Raw genomic sequence first — 16,911 nt, forward strand, 5'->3', positions numbered from 1 at the left:
TAAGTTTTCAAAGATTTACTGATTTCAATATTTTATCAAACACGATATCTCCGAATTCAGCAAAACAGAAAATTTGTATCTAACAAAACCATCATTCCAAAACCACGATTCCCTATTTTTGCACTTATGAATACAGCACAAATTGCAGAGCTCAAAAAAGAACTGAGCACACCTCAAAATATAGTTATTGTACCACATCGCAATCCTGATGGTGATGCTATAGGTTCTACCACAGCTCTTTATGGATACTTAAATCAATTGGATCACGATTGTACTATTATCTCACCTAATGATTATCCAGACTTTTTAAAATGGATGCCATTTACAAATGAAATAATGATTTATGAAAGAGAAAAAAATAAAGCAGACTCCTTAATTAAAGAGGCTGACTTCATCTTTATACTAGATCAAAATGCTTTTCATAGAGCTGGTGAAATGGAAACCATACTTACTGCCACTGACACGACTTATGTAATGATTGATCATCACCAGCAACCAGATGATTTTGCAACATATTTGTATAGCGACACATCTATGAGTTCTACTTGTGAGATGATTTATCATTTCATAGATATGATGGGACATACAGACCTCATTACGGCAGACATGGCTTCTTCAATGTACACCGGTATTATCACAGATACTGGTAATTTTAAATACCGATCCACTACCAGTGCAACATTAAGAGTCGCAGCTCATTTAAAAGATAAAGGTGCAGACAGCGAGGCGATTAATCGTAATATATATGATGTAAATACGCCATCGCGTATGAAATTACTAGGTGTAGCGCTTAATAATTTACAGATATTACCAGAGTTTAAAACAGCCTACATCACCCTAACACAGCAAGAGCTTAACGATAATAATTTTAAAAAAGGTGACACAGAAGGTTTTGTAAACTATGGACTAAGTTTAAAAGGTATCGTGTTTGCTCTTATTTTTATAGAGAATAAAGACGACGGAATTATAAAAATTTCTTTACGATCTAAAGGTGATTTTGACGTTAATCTATTAGCAAGAGAACACTTTCACGGTGGTGGTCATAAAAATGCTGCTGGTGGGCGTTCAGACCTAGATATGAAAGCTACAGAGCAAAAATTAATTAGTATATTGCCTTCTTATGAAAAAGCACTTAGCGACACCATTATTTAAAGCTATACTATTACTATTTGTACTAGTTACCTATAGTTGTAAAACACCAGAACCTCGTAAACCTATAAGTCGTACTACCAGTTCTACTACAGAATTATCTATCGAAAACAATAAACAAATATATGCTGCCGAAGAAGCCGCCATTGAAAAAGTTATTGCAGGATTAGATCAAAAGTTTGAGCGCTCAACTTATGGATTCTATTACTCCTTTACTCAAAAGGATAGTCTAAAAGGAAAAACTCCTGCTTTTGGTGATCGTGTTACTTTTGAATACAATGTTATAGCGCTTAATGGTGATACGATTTATAGTAAAGATGAACTTTCACCTATTACTAAAAGTATGGAGCAAGAATATGGGATCTTCCGCGGTATGCGTGATGCTTTAAAATTGATGCAAACCGGTGAAGAAGCTACCTTTTATTTTCCATCATACACAGGTTACGGATATTATGGTGATCAAGACCGTATAGGAACTAATGTACCTTTTAAAAGTGATGTCAAATTACTAGGTATTAATATAGAAGAATAATTCTTATCATTGTGATTGGTATATGATATTCGCTTTCGCGAAAGCGTAATTATCAATAACAAAACAAGTTTCAAACTAGAATTTAAAATAACAACCCAATTATTAAAAATTAGAATAATGAAAAAAGTACACGGATTACTTTTATTACTAGCTGTCATTCTTACAGCAGCATCTTGCGAGGATAAATATGCAGATGCTCCAGATGGAATTTATGCCGAAATAGTTACCGATAAAGGAACTATGCTTGCTGAATTATATTATGAGGCTGCACCGTTAACTGTTGCTAATTATGTAGCCCTTGCAGAAGGAAACCATCCACAATTAGGCGTGGATAGCCTTAAAGGAAAACCTTATTATGACGGATTATTGTTTCATAGGGTAATGAAGGATTTTATGATTCAAGGTGGTGATTATACAGGCACTGGATCAGGGAACGTAGGTTATAAATTTGATCAAGAAATTGTTGACACCTTAAACCATAATGCAAAAGGTATTCTTTCTATGGCAAATGCTGGTCCTAATACTAATGGAACTCAATTCTTTATCATGCATAAGGAAACACCATTCTTAAACGGTAAGTATAATGTTTTTGGAAAAGTGGTAGAAGGCCTTGCTGTTATCGATTCTATTGCTGCAGTACCAGTGAATGCTCAAGCAAATAACAGACCTATTGACGATGTTAAAATGCAAACTATTCGCATTATTAGAAAAGGTAAAGCTGCAAAAAAATGGGATGCTGTTGAAGTTTTCAAAACAGTTCAAGAAGACAAAGCTATGGCTGCACAAGAGGCCGCAGAACTTTTACAAAAAAGAATGGCACAAGCGCCAGAGATGCAAGCTAAAAAAGCTGCACAATTAAAAGAATGGAAGGCTAAAGCAACTAAACTTAAAGATAGTGATGTATTAGTTTATAAAATTTCTGAAGGTAGTGGCGTTCAACCAGCGATGGGATCTGAAGTTTTCATAGATTATAGCGGCTTCTTTATGGATGGTAAACTTTTTGACACTAGTGATGTAGAAATTGCTCAGACTTATGGAAACTATAATGAGCGTAAAGATCAAGCTGGAGCTTATCAAGAAATACCTGTTAAATATGATCCTGCAACACCTATGGGTGCTGTAGGTTTTAAATATGCTTATTTAACGATGAACTATGGTGATAAGATTGTGGCTTTTGTACCATCTGATCTAGGATATGGTGAGCGTGGTGCTGGAAATGTAATTCCACCTAATACTGAGCTTATTTTTGAAATGGAAATCTTACCACAAGATTAATTTCCTAAGTTAAATGAAAATAAAAAAGCGCCCGATGGGCGCTTTTTTTATACGTTTATTTTTAAATTATTTAAACTTTTCAATAACGGCTTCTGGTTGTAACAATTCTTGCTCACCAGTTTCCATATTTTTTAAAAGTAAAGCTCCTGCAGCCATTTCATCTTCACCTAGTAATATGACATAAGGAATCTGGTTGCGATCAGCATACTTCATTTGTTTATTAGTTTTGGTAGCTTCAGGATATAACTCTGTTTTGATACCGTTATCACGGAAACGGAATACTAAATCCATAGCATGTGCTGCTTCTTTATCTCCAAAATTTATGAATAACACGTCAACTCCTGCTCTTACAGAATCTGGGAATAACCCTAACTCTTCAATCACTAGATAAATACGATCTAGTCCAAAACTAATCCCAACACCGCTCACATTCTTTAAGCCAAACATACTAGTAAGATCATCATATCGACCACCACCACCTATACTACCCATCTTCACACCTTCTGGAGCAGCTACTTCAAAAATACAACCTGTATAATAATTAAGTCCACGAGCAAGAGTGATATCTAGATCTAAGGTTGCCGATTTTAAGCCTAATTTCACAACTTTATGATTAATAAATTCAAGCTCTTCAATACCCTTTAATCCTATTTCAGATTCTGATAATAGAGATCTCATTACCTGAAGTTTTGTCGCAAAGTCACCTTGAAGACTAAAAACAGGATTAAGCTTTTCAATGGCTGTTTCAGAAATACCTTTTTGTACCATTTCTTCTTTAACCTTATCTGCCCCTATTTTATCTAGTTTATCCAGTGCTACGGTAAAATCGATCAGTTGATCTTCTGCACCTATCATTTGAGCAATACCTGCCAGTATTTTTCTATTATTAATCTTTATAGTGCAGCCATCTAATTTTAAATCTGAAAATACAGCGTCATATAATTTGACAAGCTCAACTTCTTGCAATAAAGAATCGCTTCCTACAACATCTGCATCACATTGATAAAATTCCTGAAAACGACCATGCTGTGGTCGATCTGCTCGCCATACCGGTTGGATTTGATAACGCTTAAATGGGAAAGCAATATCATTTTGATGTTGTACGACATATCTAGCAAATGGTACCGTTAAATCATAACGTAAAGCACGTTTACTGATTTGTGGTGAAACTTTATATTCATTTTTAGATTGTAGGTCTTGATCATTTACTTTACTCAAGTACTGACCATTATTCAAAATTTTAAAAATGAGACGATCACCTTCTTCACCATATTTACCTAGTAGAGTATCACTATTCTCAAAACTAGGTGTTTCAATAGGCATAAAACCATAATGCTCAAAATGATGCTTAATGGTATTCATAACATATTGACGTCGCTGTACTTCAACAGGACTGAAATCTCTAGTTCCTTTAGGTATAGAAGGTTTTTGTGCCATAACTTTATTTAAAGATGCAAATATAAACACATCAATCAGGCTAGACTTCATAATTATATTTTAAAGTAATGGGATTTACTTTCTAGAACTTGTAACATTGTGTAGAAAAATGAGTCTAACAACGTATGGCAGGATTATTAAGGCAAAATATCAATATTGCACAGCAAAGTATTAAGGGACAATTCTTGAGAACTGCTCTTACAGTTATAATTATAGCTATAGGAATTACGGCACTAGTTGGTATTTTAAGCTCGGTACGTGCTTTAGAAAGCACTATCGGTGGTGGCTTTTCTGGTATAGGTGCTAATACCTTTAGCATGCAACGCTATCCTTTCACCATGCAGCGTCGTGGTGGTGGTGAACGTGTAAAAGTAAATCCAATCATTAGTTACCGCGAGGTGAAAGATTTTGAAAATCAATGGGACTACCCATTTTCTCAAGTAGGAGTATCTTTTCAGGCCACGTCACAAGCCGAAGTTAAAAGTGAAGATCGCAAAACAAAACCTAAGGTTATCATCTCTGGTGTTAATGCAAACTATGTTGAGAATGCGGGATTAACAATTAATGAAGGCCGTGGATTTTCAAGTTTTGACATAAAGAATAATGCCCGTGTTTGTATTATAGGAAGTGATATGGAAGATGAACTCTTTCAAGGTCTTAATCCTATAGGACAGGTTTTAAGTATAAGAGGTAATAAGTTTACCGTTGTAGGTTTACTTGAGGAAAAAGGTTCCACGTTTGGAAACAATATAGATTTGAGAGTATTAATTCCCATAGATGTTGCACGTAGTATATACACTAGTCCTAATATCAATTATGATTTAAGTGTGAAAGTTAAAGATGATCAATTTATGGAAGGAGCTAAAGATCGTGCTGTTGTCCTTTTCCGTAATATTAGAGGTCTTGCACCAGTAGAGGAGAACAACTTTGGTGTGATTCAAAGTGATCAATTACTAGGTGCCGCAAATGAGATAAAAGTAGCCCTTTATGCGGCAGGATTTATTATTAGTATCATTACAATCTTTGGAAGCTCTATAGCGTTGATGAATATCATGCTTGTATCAGTTACAGAACGTACCCGAGAAATAGGTGTACGAAAAGCTTTGGGCGCAAAGCGTTCTACTATATCGTGGCAATTTTTTATAGAAACCATGCTCATCAGTCAGTATGGAAGTATTTTGGGTATATTATTCGGTATCCTTATAGGATATGCCGTTTCAAATTATCTGGAAGTTGAATTTATGATGCCATGGACGCCAGTGATTTGGGCCACAATTATTTCTATTATTATAGCCATTTTCTCTGGTGTTATCCCTGCAATTAAAGCTGCTCGATTAGATCCTATTGAGGCTTTAAGGCATGAATAAAATATTTATAAAGCCTTACCAATCTCATCTAGGTAATGTATTAATAGGTGTTTATGATCATCAACTTTGCTTATTAGACTGGCAATATCGCAAACAACGCGTGGCTATTGACCACCGAGTTACCAAGTATTTAGATGCTTCTTATATTTTTGAAGATCATCCACTTCATCAAAAGGTTATTGAGCAACTACAAGAATACTTTTGTAAAAAACGTAAACAATTTGAAATTCCTCTACTATTAACCGGAAGCGCATTTCAACAAACAGTCTGGAATGAGTTAATGAAAATTCCATATGGGTACACAATTTCATATTTAACGCTTTCGCGAAAGCTAAACCATGAAAAAGCTATTAGAGCAGTAGCTAGTGCAAATGGTGCAAATGCCTTATCTATACTCATACCATGTCATCGAGTGATTGCGTCTAATGGTGAATTAACAGGTTATGCAGGTGGATTAACTGTAAAGAAAAAGCTCCTACAAATTGAAGGAGCTTTAAATAGAGGACAATTAAATTTATTCTAGAATCCGTTTTTTTCTTTTCCTAGTTCCATTAAATCATCAAAGTAGTTGAAAAGATCACCTTTTGTGATTACCGCTCCTTGTTCAATCAACTTAAATTTATCGCCGTTAGGATCATCACTATATTTTTTTACTGCTGTGAATAACTTTACAGTGTCGTCCATCAAATTCTTTTGTAACCAGGCATAACCTTCCTTGGTAGTTATATCGATCAACTCATCACCTACCATTACAGATATTAAAGAAATTTCTTTTTCTTGTAAATGAAATAAATTCATGGTTTGAGGTGAGATATGTTCCAAGTACTGAGCTTTAGTAAGTACTCCTTCCCATACCAAATCAGAGAAGACATCGAGTTCTTGCTCTGCAACTTCTGGTTTGTTATTTTTTATTTCATCCCATTCTCCAGCTGTGATGGTTTGTGTCGCTAGAAAATTGATGAATTCTGGATGTAATTCTTCTAATTGTTCTTTTGTTAACCTTCTATACTTCATAATATGATGTAAAAAAGCCGCTCCAGTAAAGGAACGGCTTAGTTATTATTCTAAATTGAAATGACTAGTTCTTAGCACCAACTACGTCAAAACTAAAAGCAGTTGTTACCTCTCTGTGGAAACGTAAAGTTGCTTCATACTGACCTAGACGCTTGATGTTTCCACCAGCTACAGTAATAAATTTCTTATCTAATTCAACACCTTGCTTAGCAAGTGCATCTGCAAGATCTTGTGTAGTTACAGATCCAAAAAGCTTGTCACCGTCACCAGTTTTGGCAGCGATTTTAACATCAAGACCGTTTAACTTATCAGACTGCTCTTGAGCAAGTTTAATATTGTTTGCTTCTTTATGAGCACGTTGCTTGATAGTTTCAGCTAGTTGTTTCTTAGCACCAGGTGTAGCCATAATAGCCATACCGTTAGGAATTAAGAAGTTACGACCATATCCAGGCTTAACAGTTACTACATCGTCAGTAAAACCTAAATGTTCTACGTCTTTCTTTAATATAAGTTCCATATCGTTAATCTGGTTTTATTTTAATAAATCACCTACGTAAGGCATGATAGCGATGTGACGCGCACGCTTAACAGCTACAGCCACTTTACGTTGATATTTTAATGAAGTACCTGTTAAACGACGTGGTAACAATTTACCTTGTTCGTTAACAAAGCCCATTAAGAAATCAGGATCTTTATAGTCTATGTATTTAATACCGCTACGCTTAAAACGACAGTATTTTTTTCTTTGTTGAGTTTCAATTTTTAAAGGAGATAAGTAACGGATGTCACCATCTTTTTTTCCTTTAGCTTGTTGTTGTAAAGTTGCCATCGGTTACGCTTTAGCTTTGTTAGACATTCTATCTCTTCTTTTACCAGCCCACTCGATAGCATACTTATCAAGTTTTACAGTAAGATAACGCATTACACGTTCATCACGACGGAATTCAACTTCAAAGTCGTTGATTACCTCACCTGGTACTTCAAATTGGAAAAGTGTGTAAAAACCACTCTTCTTGTTTTCGATTGTGTAAGCTAGTTTTTTCAAGCCCCAATCTTCTTTGGCTACCATTTTTGCACCACGTGTAGTAAGGAAATTTTCAAACTTCTTTACTGCTTCCTTTACCTGATCATCAGATAAAACGGGATTCAAAATGAAAACAGTTTCGTATTGATTCATAATATATTGTTTAAAACGGTTGCAAAAATACTCCTTTTCTTTTGTTCTCGCAACACTTTTAAACCATAGAGATAAAATAATTCAGCACAACATATTTGTATATAAATTCGATGAAAAACAAAATAAAATCGTTTAAACAACAGATTTATTTGCATTACATCAGTTAAAGTGTTAACATTGTCACGTTAATATAACACTTAAACGATGAACAACACTATTTTAAACTGTTATGTAGTTGATGACTCAAGTATTCAACGCCTTGCTATAGTGAAGATGATTGAGAATCATCCTAATTTAAAATTAATTGGTGAATTTAGTAATGCTATTGAAACTAAAGCGGCTATTAAGGATCAAAAAGTAGATCTTATCTTCTTAGATGTAGAGATGCCTATCCTTACTGGTTTTGATTTATTAGATGATATTACAGAGAAACCAGGCGTTATTTTTGTAACCGGTCAGACAAAATATGCTTTTAAAGCTTTTGACTATGCCGCGATAGATTATTTACAAAAGCCTATTAAGAAAGATCGTTTTCTTTATGCTGTAGAAAGAGCATTACTTGCGCACAAGTTACGTACAGAAATGATTGAAGATCGTGGAGAATTTATTTTTGTTAAAAGTAATCTGAAGAAACGTAAAGTCTACCTTAAAGAATTAAAATATATTCAAGCGTTAGGTGATTATGTAAAACTAATAACCGAAGATGATAGCCTAGTTGTTTTATCTACAATGAAAAGTTTTGAAAACGAACTTCCCTCAGATGAGTTCTTACGTATTCATAAGTCATACATTGTTAATTTACGTAAAATAGAAAAGTTTAATTCTAAAGCAGTTGAATTGGGTAGTGAAGTGTTACCATTAAGTAGAAATCGTAAATCAGAATTAATCGATGCCTTATCTCAATTTTAAAATAATAGAACCCTAATATCCCCTAATTAAGTAAGGTCACTAGAAATAGTGACCTTTTTTATTTATAATTATCACTTCATATTTAAAGGAGTAACTATAACGATTTCGGTTTTTGGCACGCTGATTGTAATTACATAATCAAGTACGACATTGAAGTCTACTTATAATACCCAGTAATTATGAAAAAGCTATCTACCCTACTATTAGTATTCTTGATGGGAATCGGGATAAGCTATGCAACCACAATTGAAGATGATCGTTATCAAGGATATGATAACAGTTTTATATTCAATGAAGGTGGAATTGAATTTGCAGTTTTTCCTGATGGTCAATTTGACTTTAATTATCTTAATGATGGTCCTCAATTTGGAGCCGTTATCAATACTCCAAACGTAAGTATATCATTTAACACAGGATATGACTATGATGCTTATGTACAATATGACACATATGGAGCTGTTATTCAAATAGAAAACACTCCTATCTATTATGATAGTTATGGTCGCATTATTCAAGCAGGAGACGTTTTTATAAATTATCGCAATGGTTATGTAAACCGTGTTGGAAACCTACGTGTTTATTATAATAGACCTGGAATAATTTTAAGGACCAGCGGATACATCAATAGGTTTAATAGACATTATGTTTATCAACCATGGCATGGTTACTATGGAATCCCATTAGTAAACAATTGTATTGTATGGAATAATCCTTATCGTCTATACTATAATCCTTATAGATATGGATGGAGCTATCACCGTACAAACTGGAACAGACCTAACTATTATAACGGTAGATTTACAAGAGCTAATGTTAGACGTTCTTTCCATAGACCTAACGATAGAGTAACTTATCGTAATTTTGAAAGAGGTCGTAGAAATAACAATGGTCGTGCGATAGCTACTACGGATGCTAGAAGAGATCGTGAGGCAATTACTAGAGGTCGTAGAATTATTACCAGAAGTGATAACCGTGTTGCTAATAATAGTCGTAACAGTCAGGCTAGATCAACCAGGCGTAGTGATAATAATGTAACATCTAGTAGAAGTAATAGAAGTTCAAGAGCGACTACTACAACGACAAGATCACCACAAGTAGCTAGAAATAGTAGAACATCGAGAAGAGCAACTACAGCAACGACAACTCGTAGTAATAGAACGAGCGCACCTGCAATTTCTAATCGCAGTAGTAGATCGACACCAGCAGTCTCTAATTCTAGAACAAGTAGAAGGTCTACGCCTGCAGTAAGTAGTTCATCTAGAACTAACAGAAGCACTGGTACTGTTTCTGGTTCTTCCAGAAGTTCAAGGTCTAATACGGCTACTTCAAGAAATAGTTCAGCGAGAGTAAATACTAGAGCTACCAATTCTAGCAGTCGTAAAGCTACAACTACTAGAAAACGTTCAACTTCAACGAGAAGATCTGGAAGAAGTTAATATTATATTTGATGAAGCCTTAAAAAGCCAACTCTTAATTGAGTTGGCTTTTTTTATCGTAGATATTTAGCAAGCAATCCATTTATTTCATCAGATAATTTTAGTTTCCTGACAATCAAAATATAAGATATGGTAAGTAGAACGCTCTTTAAAAATATATTAGCCACAGGATGCCAATTAAAATCCCAGAAATAAAATATCCCGATAAATATTAAGATTAATAAAATCGAATGGCTAGTTCTAGCAGTCCAAGGATGTATATTTAATTTATGATATACATATAACGCTTTCGCGAAAGCGTAGGAAACATAAGCTATACATGTCGAAATAGCTGCTCCCATCAACCCATAAAGTGGGATCAACCACATATTAAGTACTATAGCCAAAACCGCTAGCAATAAACCTAACCATAAAGTCACACGATATAAATCAGAATTATATAGTATGGCATTATTGCTACCTAAAAGACTTTCTGAAAATTTAACAACAGCAATCAACATTACGACTGGTATTCCCACGCGATATTCTGGGCGCATCAACTCGTAAAATTCATTAACATTACATACAATAATAATTACTAAAAATCCAGCTATAATACTTAGGTTAAGTGAGCTGCGCTTGTAAAGATGCTCTACCTCTACCATCTCACCTCGATTAAAGTGGCCAGCCGTTAAAGGATGCATAATTTGAGCCATACCACGCGCAGGGACGGCAATTACAGTAGCGATAAAAACAGCGACATTGTACCAGGATATATTATCTATTATAAGATAATCATTAATCATAAATTTATCTAGATCTAGCAGTGCTGTACCTACAGAACCTGCGACAATCATTAATAATGAATAATTAACTAAATCCTTACTAGCTTTAATTGTACCTAACTGCCATTGCGGTGTGTATGTTTTCAAAGCGACCATTTTCATTATAAAAGCCCTTAATCCATATATTAAAACAAGACTATATATAAATTGTACCTGCGTAATACTGTCCAGTGCTAGTAATATTAACATTATAGTAGCACCAAACCGATAAAAGACTTCCTTTAAAAAATTCCCGCCTATGGTTTTCATGTGAACCTTAGTCCAAGCATAAAATATTTCAAAATAGGCTTGAAAAACTGCTATGATAGCAATAGACCACACATAATCACTCGTTATTTGATTGCGATTTGCGATATACAATCGGATAGGATCGTAAAAAATATAGATGAGGATAAATACTGGAATAATAACAATAAGTGGCCATAATAACATTTGGGTTAAAAAAGAATCACGTTCTTTCTTATCATCATATCTAGAATAGAATTTCACAATAGTGTTATGAATACCAAAAGACATTAAAGGAAATAATAAAAAAGCTGTCGATAATATATAGCCCCATAACCCATAATATTCATCATCTAGATAAGTCGTTGCTAGTAGCAATACATTAAGCGCACCTAATACAAACCCAGCCGCAGTAATAGCCAGATTCCATCCAGATTGTTTAATAACTATTCCCATGTATAGGCGATCGTTTTAGCTAGTGTCTTTGAAAGGTTTTCTCTTTTATAGCTGGTAATGTTATCATTCAATTGACCTTCATTATTACCATTCTTATATAACTTATATTTTTCAAGAATATAATTTTTAAGATTTTGCTTTTCAAGATAATTAAAATATTGACCAGAGTGCGTGTGTTGAATAAGGTTTTCAATATCGGCATCTTTTGGTCCTATCGCTATAATAGGTCTTGCGCTGGCAAAATACTCAAAAATCTTACCTGGTATAATCGCTTTAGTATCATGGCTATCAATTTCAATTAACAATAAACATTGTGAGTTGAACATGACCTCTACAGCCTCTTGATGAGAAAGGTAACCTAACTGTTTTAAATTCGTGCCTAGACCATATTCCTTAATGGAATCTATAATCTCATCACTTACATTACCAGCTAATTGCAATTGAAAAACAGCCTTAAAACTAGCATCATCATTACACAAATCTGCAAGAACTTCCCATAAAACTAAAGGATTACGGTCTGATAATAATGTACCTACATGTGATAGTGTAAAAGCACCATCAGGTTGACGTGTCGTTGAAGCTGTTGTTATATCAAACCCATTAGTAATTACCTGGATAGGTGTACTAGATTTAGACGCAAATTCTCTTCCAGTATGTGGACTGGTAACAATTATCATATCCGCACTATCTAAAACCTCTTGCTCTAATCTTTCATGTTTTTTTTGAGCTCTCGTTCCTATTTTTAAATGTTTATGATAACCTATTGTTGTCCATGGATCCCTAAAGTCTGCCAGCCATTTAAAACCTGTATATTTTTTCTTAAGTTCTAATCCTACTAAATGAATTGAATGTGGAGGACCAGTCGTAATAATTGTTGGATTTTTATGTGCTAACAGGTAAGGATGTATGCCTTTAAGAACTCTAGACTTCCATCCTACTCGAGCATCTGGCACAAATAAATTACCTCTCATCCATATCATTGCGCGTTGTAAAGGTCCTGCATTCTTAGGTAGTATACCTTTTTGTAGATTTTTAGTTCGCTTTCGCGAAAGCGAACTCGCCAGACGACTAGGCTCATTAATAGGAACTTTAATGATACTAATATGATCAGGTACTTCTGCTATAAGTGATTCATCAACCACTGGATAATCTGCATTATCCGGTACGACTACCGTTACATCAAAATTATGTCGACCTAGGTATGTAGCAAATTTTAACCAACGTTGAACACCAGGACCACCAGCTGGTGGCCAGTAATAAGCTATAATAAGAACAGGATTTTTCATTTAAGAATTTTTCTTAAACGTATAGAATAACCCACCTAAAATGATAAGCAACAACATAATATTACTTCCTAGCATGATATTGCTTCCTGTTTTAACAACCTGAGGCTCAAAACTCATAACAATTTCATGTGATCCCGCAGGTACTTTAATACCACGTAGGGTATAATTAACTCTAGCAATAGGTGTTTCTGCCCCATCAATAGTTGCTTTCCAGCCATAAGGATAAAACATCTCACTAAAAACAGCTAATGCTTCTTGAGTATTACTACTTCTATAGACCAATCGTTGCGTATCATAATCTACTAATTGTATGCTGGCTGTAGAATCTGCATGTGTGGTCGTAAGATCCAGTAATTCTTTTTGACTTTGCTGTATAACCGCAAGTTGATTTCCATTAAGTTCAGAAAGTCCTGTTATCTCTTCATTATCGTTAGATACCGTTTTTAAGGAATCGACGAACCAAGCATTACCCATCGCCATAGGATTTTCTTTAGCAACATAGCCTGTTTCTTCTGTATCGATGACATAACGCACGTTGAACATACTTAAAATTTCAATATTCTCACGACCTATAGGAGCTATTCCATTATCATCAAAAAGATAAAATTCAGATAATTCTTGAATACGTCTAGGCTTTGCTCCATGATAACCACCTATAGATTTATGAAAATAAGGTGCTCTACCTGAGTTAAACGGATTAAGCAATAAGTCATAAACACGATAATGGTCACCAGCTTGTGCGTCTTTCATAGCGATATCATCTGCAGGAGTTTTGCGATGTGCATTGTCATATTCACTTGCTGTTACATAATCATCACTGTTGACATAGTTCATATCAAAGCTCACTAAGTCAAATAAAATAACGACTCCAGCAATTACTAAAACTAGATTTTCTGATAGTTTCTTTTTAAGCAATAAGAATAAAGCACCAGCGATTACACCTACAATTAACAAAGATCGTAATGCATCTGCTCGCATAACTTCAAATCGATCATCTCGTAACGCATCTACAAAACCGATTCCTAATTGATCACTATCCATATAATACTGATCCATAGCACTAGCAAAATCAAATAATTGACCACCTAAAGTGATTAAAATTAATAGAAAACCACCGACAATTATACCAGCATATTTTAGGGCTTTTGCTTTTGTCTCTTCGGTATTCTTTTCATTGAAATACTGCCAAAGTCCTATTACAGCCAATATAGGAACGCACAATTCAATTAAAACCTGAATGGATGTAACGGCACGGAATTTATTATACAACGGTACAACGTCAATGAAAAAACTAGTAATCCAATCTGCGTTTTTACCATAAGATAATAGCAAGGCGAGAATAATCACAGAACTAGTCCACCATCTTAATCTACCCTTAATTAAAAACAATCCTAGCACTGCAAGAAATACTACACCTATTCCTAAGTAAGGTGGTGCTTCAACAATTATCTGATCACCCCAATATAAAGGTACATTGTCGTTTACAAAACGCACCACGTCTGCTTTAGGTAAACCTTGATCTGTGAGATACTTTACCGTATTAGAATCCTCATCTGGTCTTGCACTACTACCACCACCAGAAAATCTAGGGACTAATAAATTTAAGCTCTCGCTAAGTCCATAGCTGTATTGCGTGATATAATCATAATCTAGACCTGATTGTGGAATTACTTCTTCGCCTTGAGCATTGATGGAAAGATCAGATTTACCACGAGTACTTTCTTTTGAATATTCGCTAGTTGCCATAAGGTTTCCAGCATTCGTTCCTAAAGCTAATAGGACCGCAGCCACCATGATACCTATAGACTTAAAATAATGTGGTACCATATTTTTACGAATTGCATCGATTAGATATGCGATACCTAAAATCAAAACAGCTAATAATAAATAGTAAGTCATCTGTGGATGATTAGCCTGTAGTTCTAGTGCCATAGCTAGTGCAGTCACGATAAACCCTAATAAATATCGCTTCTGAAAGACTAATATAATTCCACTGAGTACTAGTGGGAAATAAGCAATGGCATGAGCTTTGGCATTGTGCCCTACACCTAAGATAATTATGAGATAAGTTGAAAAACCAAAGGCTAATGCACCTAACAATCCTATCTTCCAATTCACACGCATGACAAGCATGAGCATATAAAAAGAAAAGAAATACAGAAATAGGTAATCTGCCGGACGAGGTAAAAATCTTAAAGCACGATCTAATCCATCTATAAAATCATAAGGATATCTTGCTCCTAACTGATATGTAGGCATTCCTCCAAAGACGGAATCTGTCCAATACAATTCCTCACCAGTAGCAGCGCGATGCTCTATAAGTTGTCTGGCGTTACCTTTATATTGAACAATATCATTTTGGTATAGTTTTTTACCGCTTAACACTGGATTAAAATAAGCTAATGCAGCAATAACAAATACGGCTAGAACAGCCAGATGTGGTACTAATTTCTTAAAATTAAAAGTCATGAAGTCGTCTAGGTGGATGAAAGTTGAAAATTAATCAATTTCCTCAAAGTCCACATACTCACCTACGGTTTTCTTTTCCTTAGGATTATTAACTTTTTTCTGATTTGTATTAGAGCCTTGTTGTTGATTAAATAAGTCATCTGTAGACATGCCACTGCGTTTTTCAAAGCTGCGAGACATGCGCTGCATTGCCTTTTTACCTAACCACTTTATAATACTAGCGCCATAATATTTAAGTATTAATCGCACAGATACATAGATCACTAAAACAATAAGTATGACTTGAAGAAGTTTCAATAGAAGTAATTTTAAGTAAAATTAAAAAGTCATTTTATTATTACTCTTTAATATATCTTAAATTTGAACTTTTAAGGAATCATTTTATGACTGCTTTTACGCAAAAACTATTATTTGTATCCCTATGCCTATTAAGTGTGATGGCAACGGCGCAATACACAGAAACTATTAATACTAACAATCCTGGTTTATCTCAAGGCGCATTTGCAGTAGGTAAAGGAGTTGCTCAAATTGAGGGAAATCTATTCTATCGAACAGAACAACATGATTTGCAACGATATGAAAGAGATTATACCGGATTAAGTATGCAACTACGTTATGGTGCATTTATGGAACGACTAGAATTTTCTTTTATAGGTAGCTTTGCTTCTGTAAATCAAATGGATAACAGAGGTTTTGGTAATGTCGAGAGCAGCTTTTCTAATTTTTCTAGAAGTACAATAGGAGCAAAATATTTAGTATTTGATCCTTTAAAATTCTTTGGAGAGAAAAAAGTAAATATCATGAGTTGGAAAGCAAACAATAGATTGAACTGGAGAGATTTTGTACCAGCGATATCTGTCTATGCTGGTGCAAATATTGATTTATCAGATAATAATTTATTAACGCCGCCTAATGATCCAACATTCTCACCGCGCTTTGAATTAATAACTCAAAACAATTGGGGACAATGGGTATTTGTGACTAATTTTATTGTAGATCGCATTACCACAGACTATCCTTCTTATGAATGGATACTAACGATGACACATAGTATTAACGGACGATGGGCTGTTTTTGGAGAATATCAAGGATTTAAATCAGACTTTTATAGTGATGATTTAGGCCGTGGTGGATTAGCTTATTTAATCACTAAAGACTGGCAAGTTGACGCTAGTGCTACTTTTAATTTTAAAGACACACCTTCAGTATTTCAAGCAAATGTAGGAATGTCTTATCGTTTTGATTTTCATAAAGATGATGAAACAATAAGCCAGAAAAAGAATTTGAAAGGTACTGGTGACGATAGCGGTAGAAAAGCCAAAAAAGAAAAAAAGAAAAAAATCGATTTCTAGGAA

General features: G+C 34.6%; 17 protein-coding genes. 8 read left to right on the plus strand and 9 right to left on the minus strand.

The features are described 5' to 3' along the window. The first annotated feature begins 126 nt into the window (after positions 1-126). The 3 genes from IL45_RS01160 to IL45_RS01170 all read left to right on the plus strand — a co-directional run bounded on the left by IL45_RS01160 (position 127) and on the right by IL45_RS01170 (position 2,956). Positions 127-1,152 carry a DHH family phosphoesterase gene (locus IL45_RS01160; protein WP_036579239.1) on the plus strand — a complete coding sequence of 342 codons (1,026 nt, stop codon included), beginning with the start codon at positions 127-129 and terminating at the stop codon, positions 1,150-1,152. Next, positions 1,121-1,681: a gliding motility-associated peptidyl-prolyl isomerase GldI gene (gene gldI / locus IL45_RS01165; protein WP_036579241.1), complete on the plus strand. Its 561-nt coding sequence runs from the start codon at positions 1,121-1,123 to the stop codon at positions 1,679-1,681. The genes IL45_RS01160 and gldI overlap by 32 nt, the downstream gene beginning before the upstream one ends. A 117-nt stretch (positions 1,682-1,798) precedes the next feature. Then, a complete protein-coding gene (locus tag IL45_RS01170) occupies positions 1,799-2,956 on the plus strand; it encodes a peptidylprolyl isomerase (protein ID WP_036579244.1) in 1,158 nt (385 codons plus the stop codon). Positions 2,957-3,022: 66 nt separating this feature from the next. Here the strand turns inward: IL45_RS01170 and hisS are convergent, their stop codons facing one another. Continuing rightward, positions 3,023-4,393 carry a histidine--tRNA ligase gene (gene hisS / locus IL45_RS01175; RefSeq protein ID WP_036579246.1) on the minus strand — a complete coding sequence of 457 codons (1,371 nt, stop codon included), beginning with the start codon at positions 4,391-4,393 and terminating at the stop codon, positions 3,023-3,025. A 125-nt stretch (positions 4,394-4,518) separates the two neighbouring features. On the opposite strand from hisS, the gene IL45_RS01180 reads away from it, so the two are divergent. Together IL45_RS01180 and IL45_RS01185 are read left to right on the plus strand one after the other, a co-directional pair. Then, entirely contained in the window at positions 4,519-5,760 is a 1,242-nt protein-coding gene (locus IL45_RS01180; RefSeq protein ID WP_036579249.1) for an ABC transporter permease, read from the plus strand. Next, positions 5,753-6,283 (plus strand): methylated-DNA--[protein]-cysteine S-methyltransferase, encoded by a 531-nt coding sequence (locus IL45_RS01185; protein ID WP_036579252.1) that lies wholly within the window; start codon positions 5,753-5,755, stop codon positions 6,281-6,283. The genes IL45_RS01180 and IL45_RS01185 overlap by 8 nt, the downstream gene beginning before the upstream one ends. Here the strand turns inward: IL45_RS01185 and IL45_RS01190 are convergent. The 4 genes from IL45_RS01190 to rpsF all read right to left on the minus strand — a co-directional run bounded on the left by IL45_RS01190 (position 6,280) and on the right by rpsF (position 7,951). Then, positions 6,280-6,774 (minus strand): DUF6495 family protein, encoded by a 495-nt coding sequence (locus IL45_RS01190; protein WP_036579254.1) that lies wholly within the window; start codon positions 6,772-6,774, stop codon positions 6,280-6,282. The genes IL45_RS01185 and IL45_RS01190 overlap by 4 nt on opposite strands. Positions 6,775-6,838: 64 nt before the next feature. Next, entirely contained in the window at positions 6,839-7,291 is a 453-nt protein-coding gene (rplI, locus tag IL45_RS01195; protein WP_036579256.1) for a 50S ribosomal protein L9, read from the minus strand. 15 nt (positions 7,292-7,306) lie between these two features. Beyond that, positions 7,307-7,603: a 30S ribosomal protein S18 gene (gene rpsR, locus IL45_RS01200; protein WP_036579259.1), complete on the minus strand. Its 297-nt coding sequence runs from the start codon at positions 7,601-7,603 to the stop codon at positions 7,307-7,309. A 3-nt stretch (positions 7,604-7,606) separates the two neighbouring features. Further along, entirely contained in the window at positions 7,607-7,951 is a 345-nt protein-coding gene (gene rpsF / locus IL45_RS01205) for a 30S ribosomal protein S6 (RefSeq protein ID WP_036579261.1), read from the minus strand. Between the two features lie 204 nt (positions 7,952-8,155). Between rpsF and IL45_RS01210 the strand changes: the two genes are divergently transcribed. Together IL45_RS01210 and IL45_RS01215 are read left to right on the plus strand one after the other, a co-directional pair. Then, positions 8,156-8,860: a LytR/AlgR family response regulator transcription factor gene (locus IL45_RS01210; RefSeq protein ID WP_036579265.1), complete on the plus strand. Its 705-nt coding sequence runs from the start codon at positions 8,156-8,158 to the stop codon at positions 8,858-8,860. A gap of 179 nt (positions 8,861-9,039) precedes the next feature. Further along, positions 9,040-10,296 (plus strand): hypothetical protein, encoded by a 1,257-nt coding sequence (locus tag IL45_RS01215; RefSeq protein ID WP_036579267.1) that lies wholly within the window; start codon positions 9,040-9,042, stop codon positions 10,294-10,296. A 53-nt stretch (positions 10,297-10,349) separates the two neighbouring features. Here the strand turns inward: IL45_RS01215 and IL45_RS01220 are convergent, their stop codons facing one another. Genes IL45_RS01220 through IL45_RS01235 form a run of 4 tightly spaced genes read right to left on the minus strand, consistent with a single transcriptional unit; the run spans position 10,350 to position 15,853 of the window. Further along, entirely contained in the window at positions 10,350-11,801 is a 1,452-nt protein-coding gene (locus tag IL45_RS01220; protein WP_036579269.1) for an oligosaccharide flippase family protein, read from the minus strand. Then, positions 11,792-13,087, minus strand: a complete 1,296-nt coding sequence (locus IL45_RS01225; RefSeq protein WP_036579272.1) for a glycosyltransferase family protein — start codon at positions 13,085-13,087, stop codon at positions 11,792-11,794. Before IL45_RS01225 ends, IL45_RS01220 begins: the two co-directional genes overlap by 10 nt. Beyond that, positions 13,088-15,556, minus strand: a complete 2,469-nt coding sequence (locus IL45_RS01230) for a YfhO family protein (protein WP_036579274.1) — start codon at positions 15,554-15,556, stop codon at positions 13,088-13,090. It abuts the gene before it with no gap. Positions 15,557-15,586: 30 nt separating this feature from the next. Next, positions 15,587-15,853 carry a DUF4834 family protein gene (locus IL45_RS01235; RefSeq protein ID WP_036579276.1) on the minus strand — a complete coding sequence of 89 codons (267 nt, stop codon included), beginning with the start codon at positions 15,851-15,853 and terminating at the stop codon, positions 15,587-15,589. An 86-nt stretch (positions 15,854-15,939) separates the two neighbouring features. Between IL45_RS01235 and IL45_RS01240 the strand changes: the two genes are divergently transcribed. Beyond that, on the plus strand, positions 15,940-16,908 hold the full coding sequence (locus tag IL45_RS01240) for a transporter (RefSeq protein WP_036579279.1): 969 nt from the start codon (positions 15,940-15,942) through the stop codon (positions 16,906-16,908). Positions 16,909-16,911: the final 3 nt, after the last annotated feature.

The sequence above is a fragment of the Nonlabens ulvanivorans genome (assembly GCF_000732625.1).
Classification (GTDB): domain Bacteria; phylum Bacteroidota; class Bacteroidia; order Flavobacteriales; family Flavobacteriaceae; genus Nonlabens; species Nonlabens ulvanivorans.

What these genes read in the sequence shown, in the direction of transcription:
- IL45_RS01160 (WP_036579239.1), top strand. Translation starts at nt 127, where the DNA reads ATGAATACAGCACAAATTGCAGAGCTCAAAAAAGAACTGAGCACACCT.
- gldI (WP_036579241.1), top strand. Translation starts at nt 1,121, where the DNA reads ATGAAAAAGCACTTAGCGACACCATTATTTAAAGCTATACTATTACTA.
- IL45_RS01170 (WP_036579244.1), top strand. Translation starts at nt 1,799, where the DNA reads ATGAAAAAAGTACACGGATTACTTTTATTACTAGCTGTCATTCTTACA.
- hisS (WP_036579246.1), bottom strand. Translation starts at nt 4,393, where the DNA reads ATGGCACAAAAACCTTCTATACCTAAAGGAACTAGAGATTTCAGTCCT.
- IL45_RS01180 (WP_036579249.1), top strand. Translation starts at nt 4,519, where the DNA reads ATGGCAGGATTATTAAGGCAAAATATCAATATTGCACAGCAAAGTATT.
- IL45_RS01185 (WP_036579252.1), top strand. Translation starts at nt 5,753, where the DNA reads ATGAATAAAATATTTATAAAGCCTTACCAATCTCATCTAGGTAATGTA.
- IL45_RS01190 (WP_036579254.1), bottom strand. Translation starts at nt 6,774, where the DNA reads ATGAAGTATAGAAGGTTAACAAAAGAACAATTAGAAGAATTACATCCA.
- rplI (WP_036579256.1), bottom strand. Translation starts at nt 7,291, where the DNA reads ATGGAACTTATATTAAAGAAAGACGTAGAACATTTAGGTTTTACTGAC.
- rpsR (WP_036579259.1), bottom strand. Translation starts at nt 7,603, where the DNA reads ATGGCAACTTTACAACAACAAGCTAAAGGAAAAAAAGATGGTGACATC.
- rpsF (WP_036579261.1), bottom strand. Translation starts at nt 7,951, where the DNA reads ATGAATCAATACGAAACTGTTTTCATTTTGAATCCCGTTTTATCTGAT.
- IL45_RS01210 (WP_036579265.1), top strand. Translation starts at nt 8,156, where the DNA reads ATGAACAACACTATTTTAAACTGTTATGTAGTTGATGACTCAAGTATT.
- IL45_RS01215 (WP_036579267.1), top strand. Translation starts at nt 9,040, where the DNA reads ATGAAAAAGCTATCTACCCTACTATTAGTATTCTTGATGGGAATCGGG.
- IL45_RS01220 (WP_036579269.1), bottom strand. Translation starts at nt 11,801, where the DNA reads ATGGGAATAGTTATTAAACAATCTGGATGGAATCTGGCTATTACTGCG.
- IL45_RS01225 (WP_036579272.1), bottom strand. Translation starts at nt 13,087, where the DNA reads ATGAAAAATCCTGTTCTTATTATAGCTTATTACTGGCCACCAGCTGGT.
- IL45_RS01230 (WP_036579274.1), bottom strand. Translation starts at nt 15,556, where the DNA reads ATGACTTTTAATTTTAAGAAATTAGTACCACATCTGGCTGTTCTAGCC.
- IL45_RS01240 (WP_036579279.1), top strand. Translation starts at nt 15,940, where the DNA reads ATGACTGCTTTTACGCAAAAACTATTATTTGTATCCCTATGCCTATTA.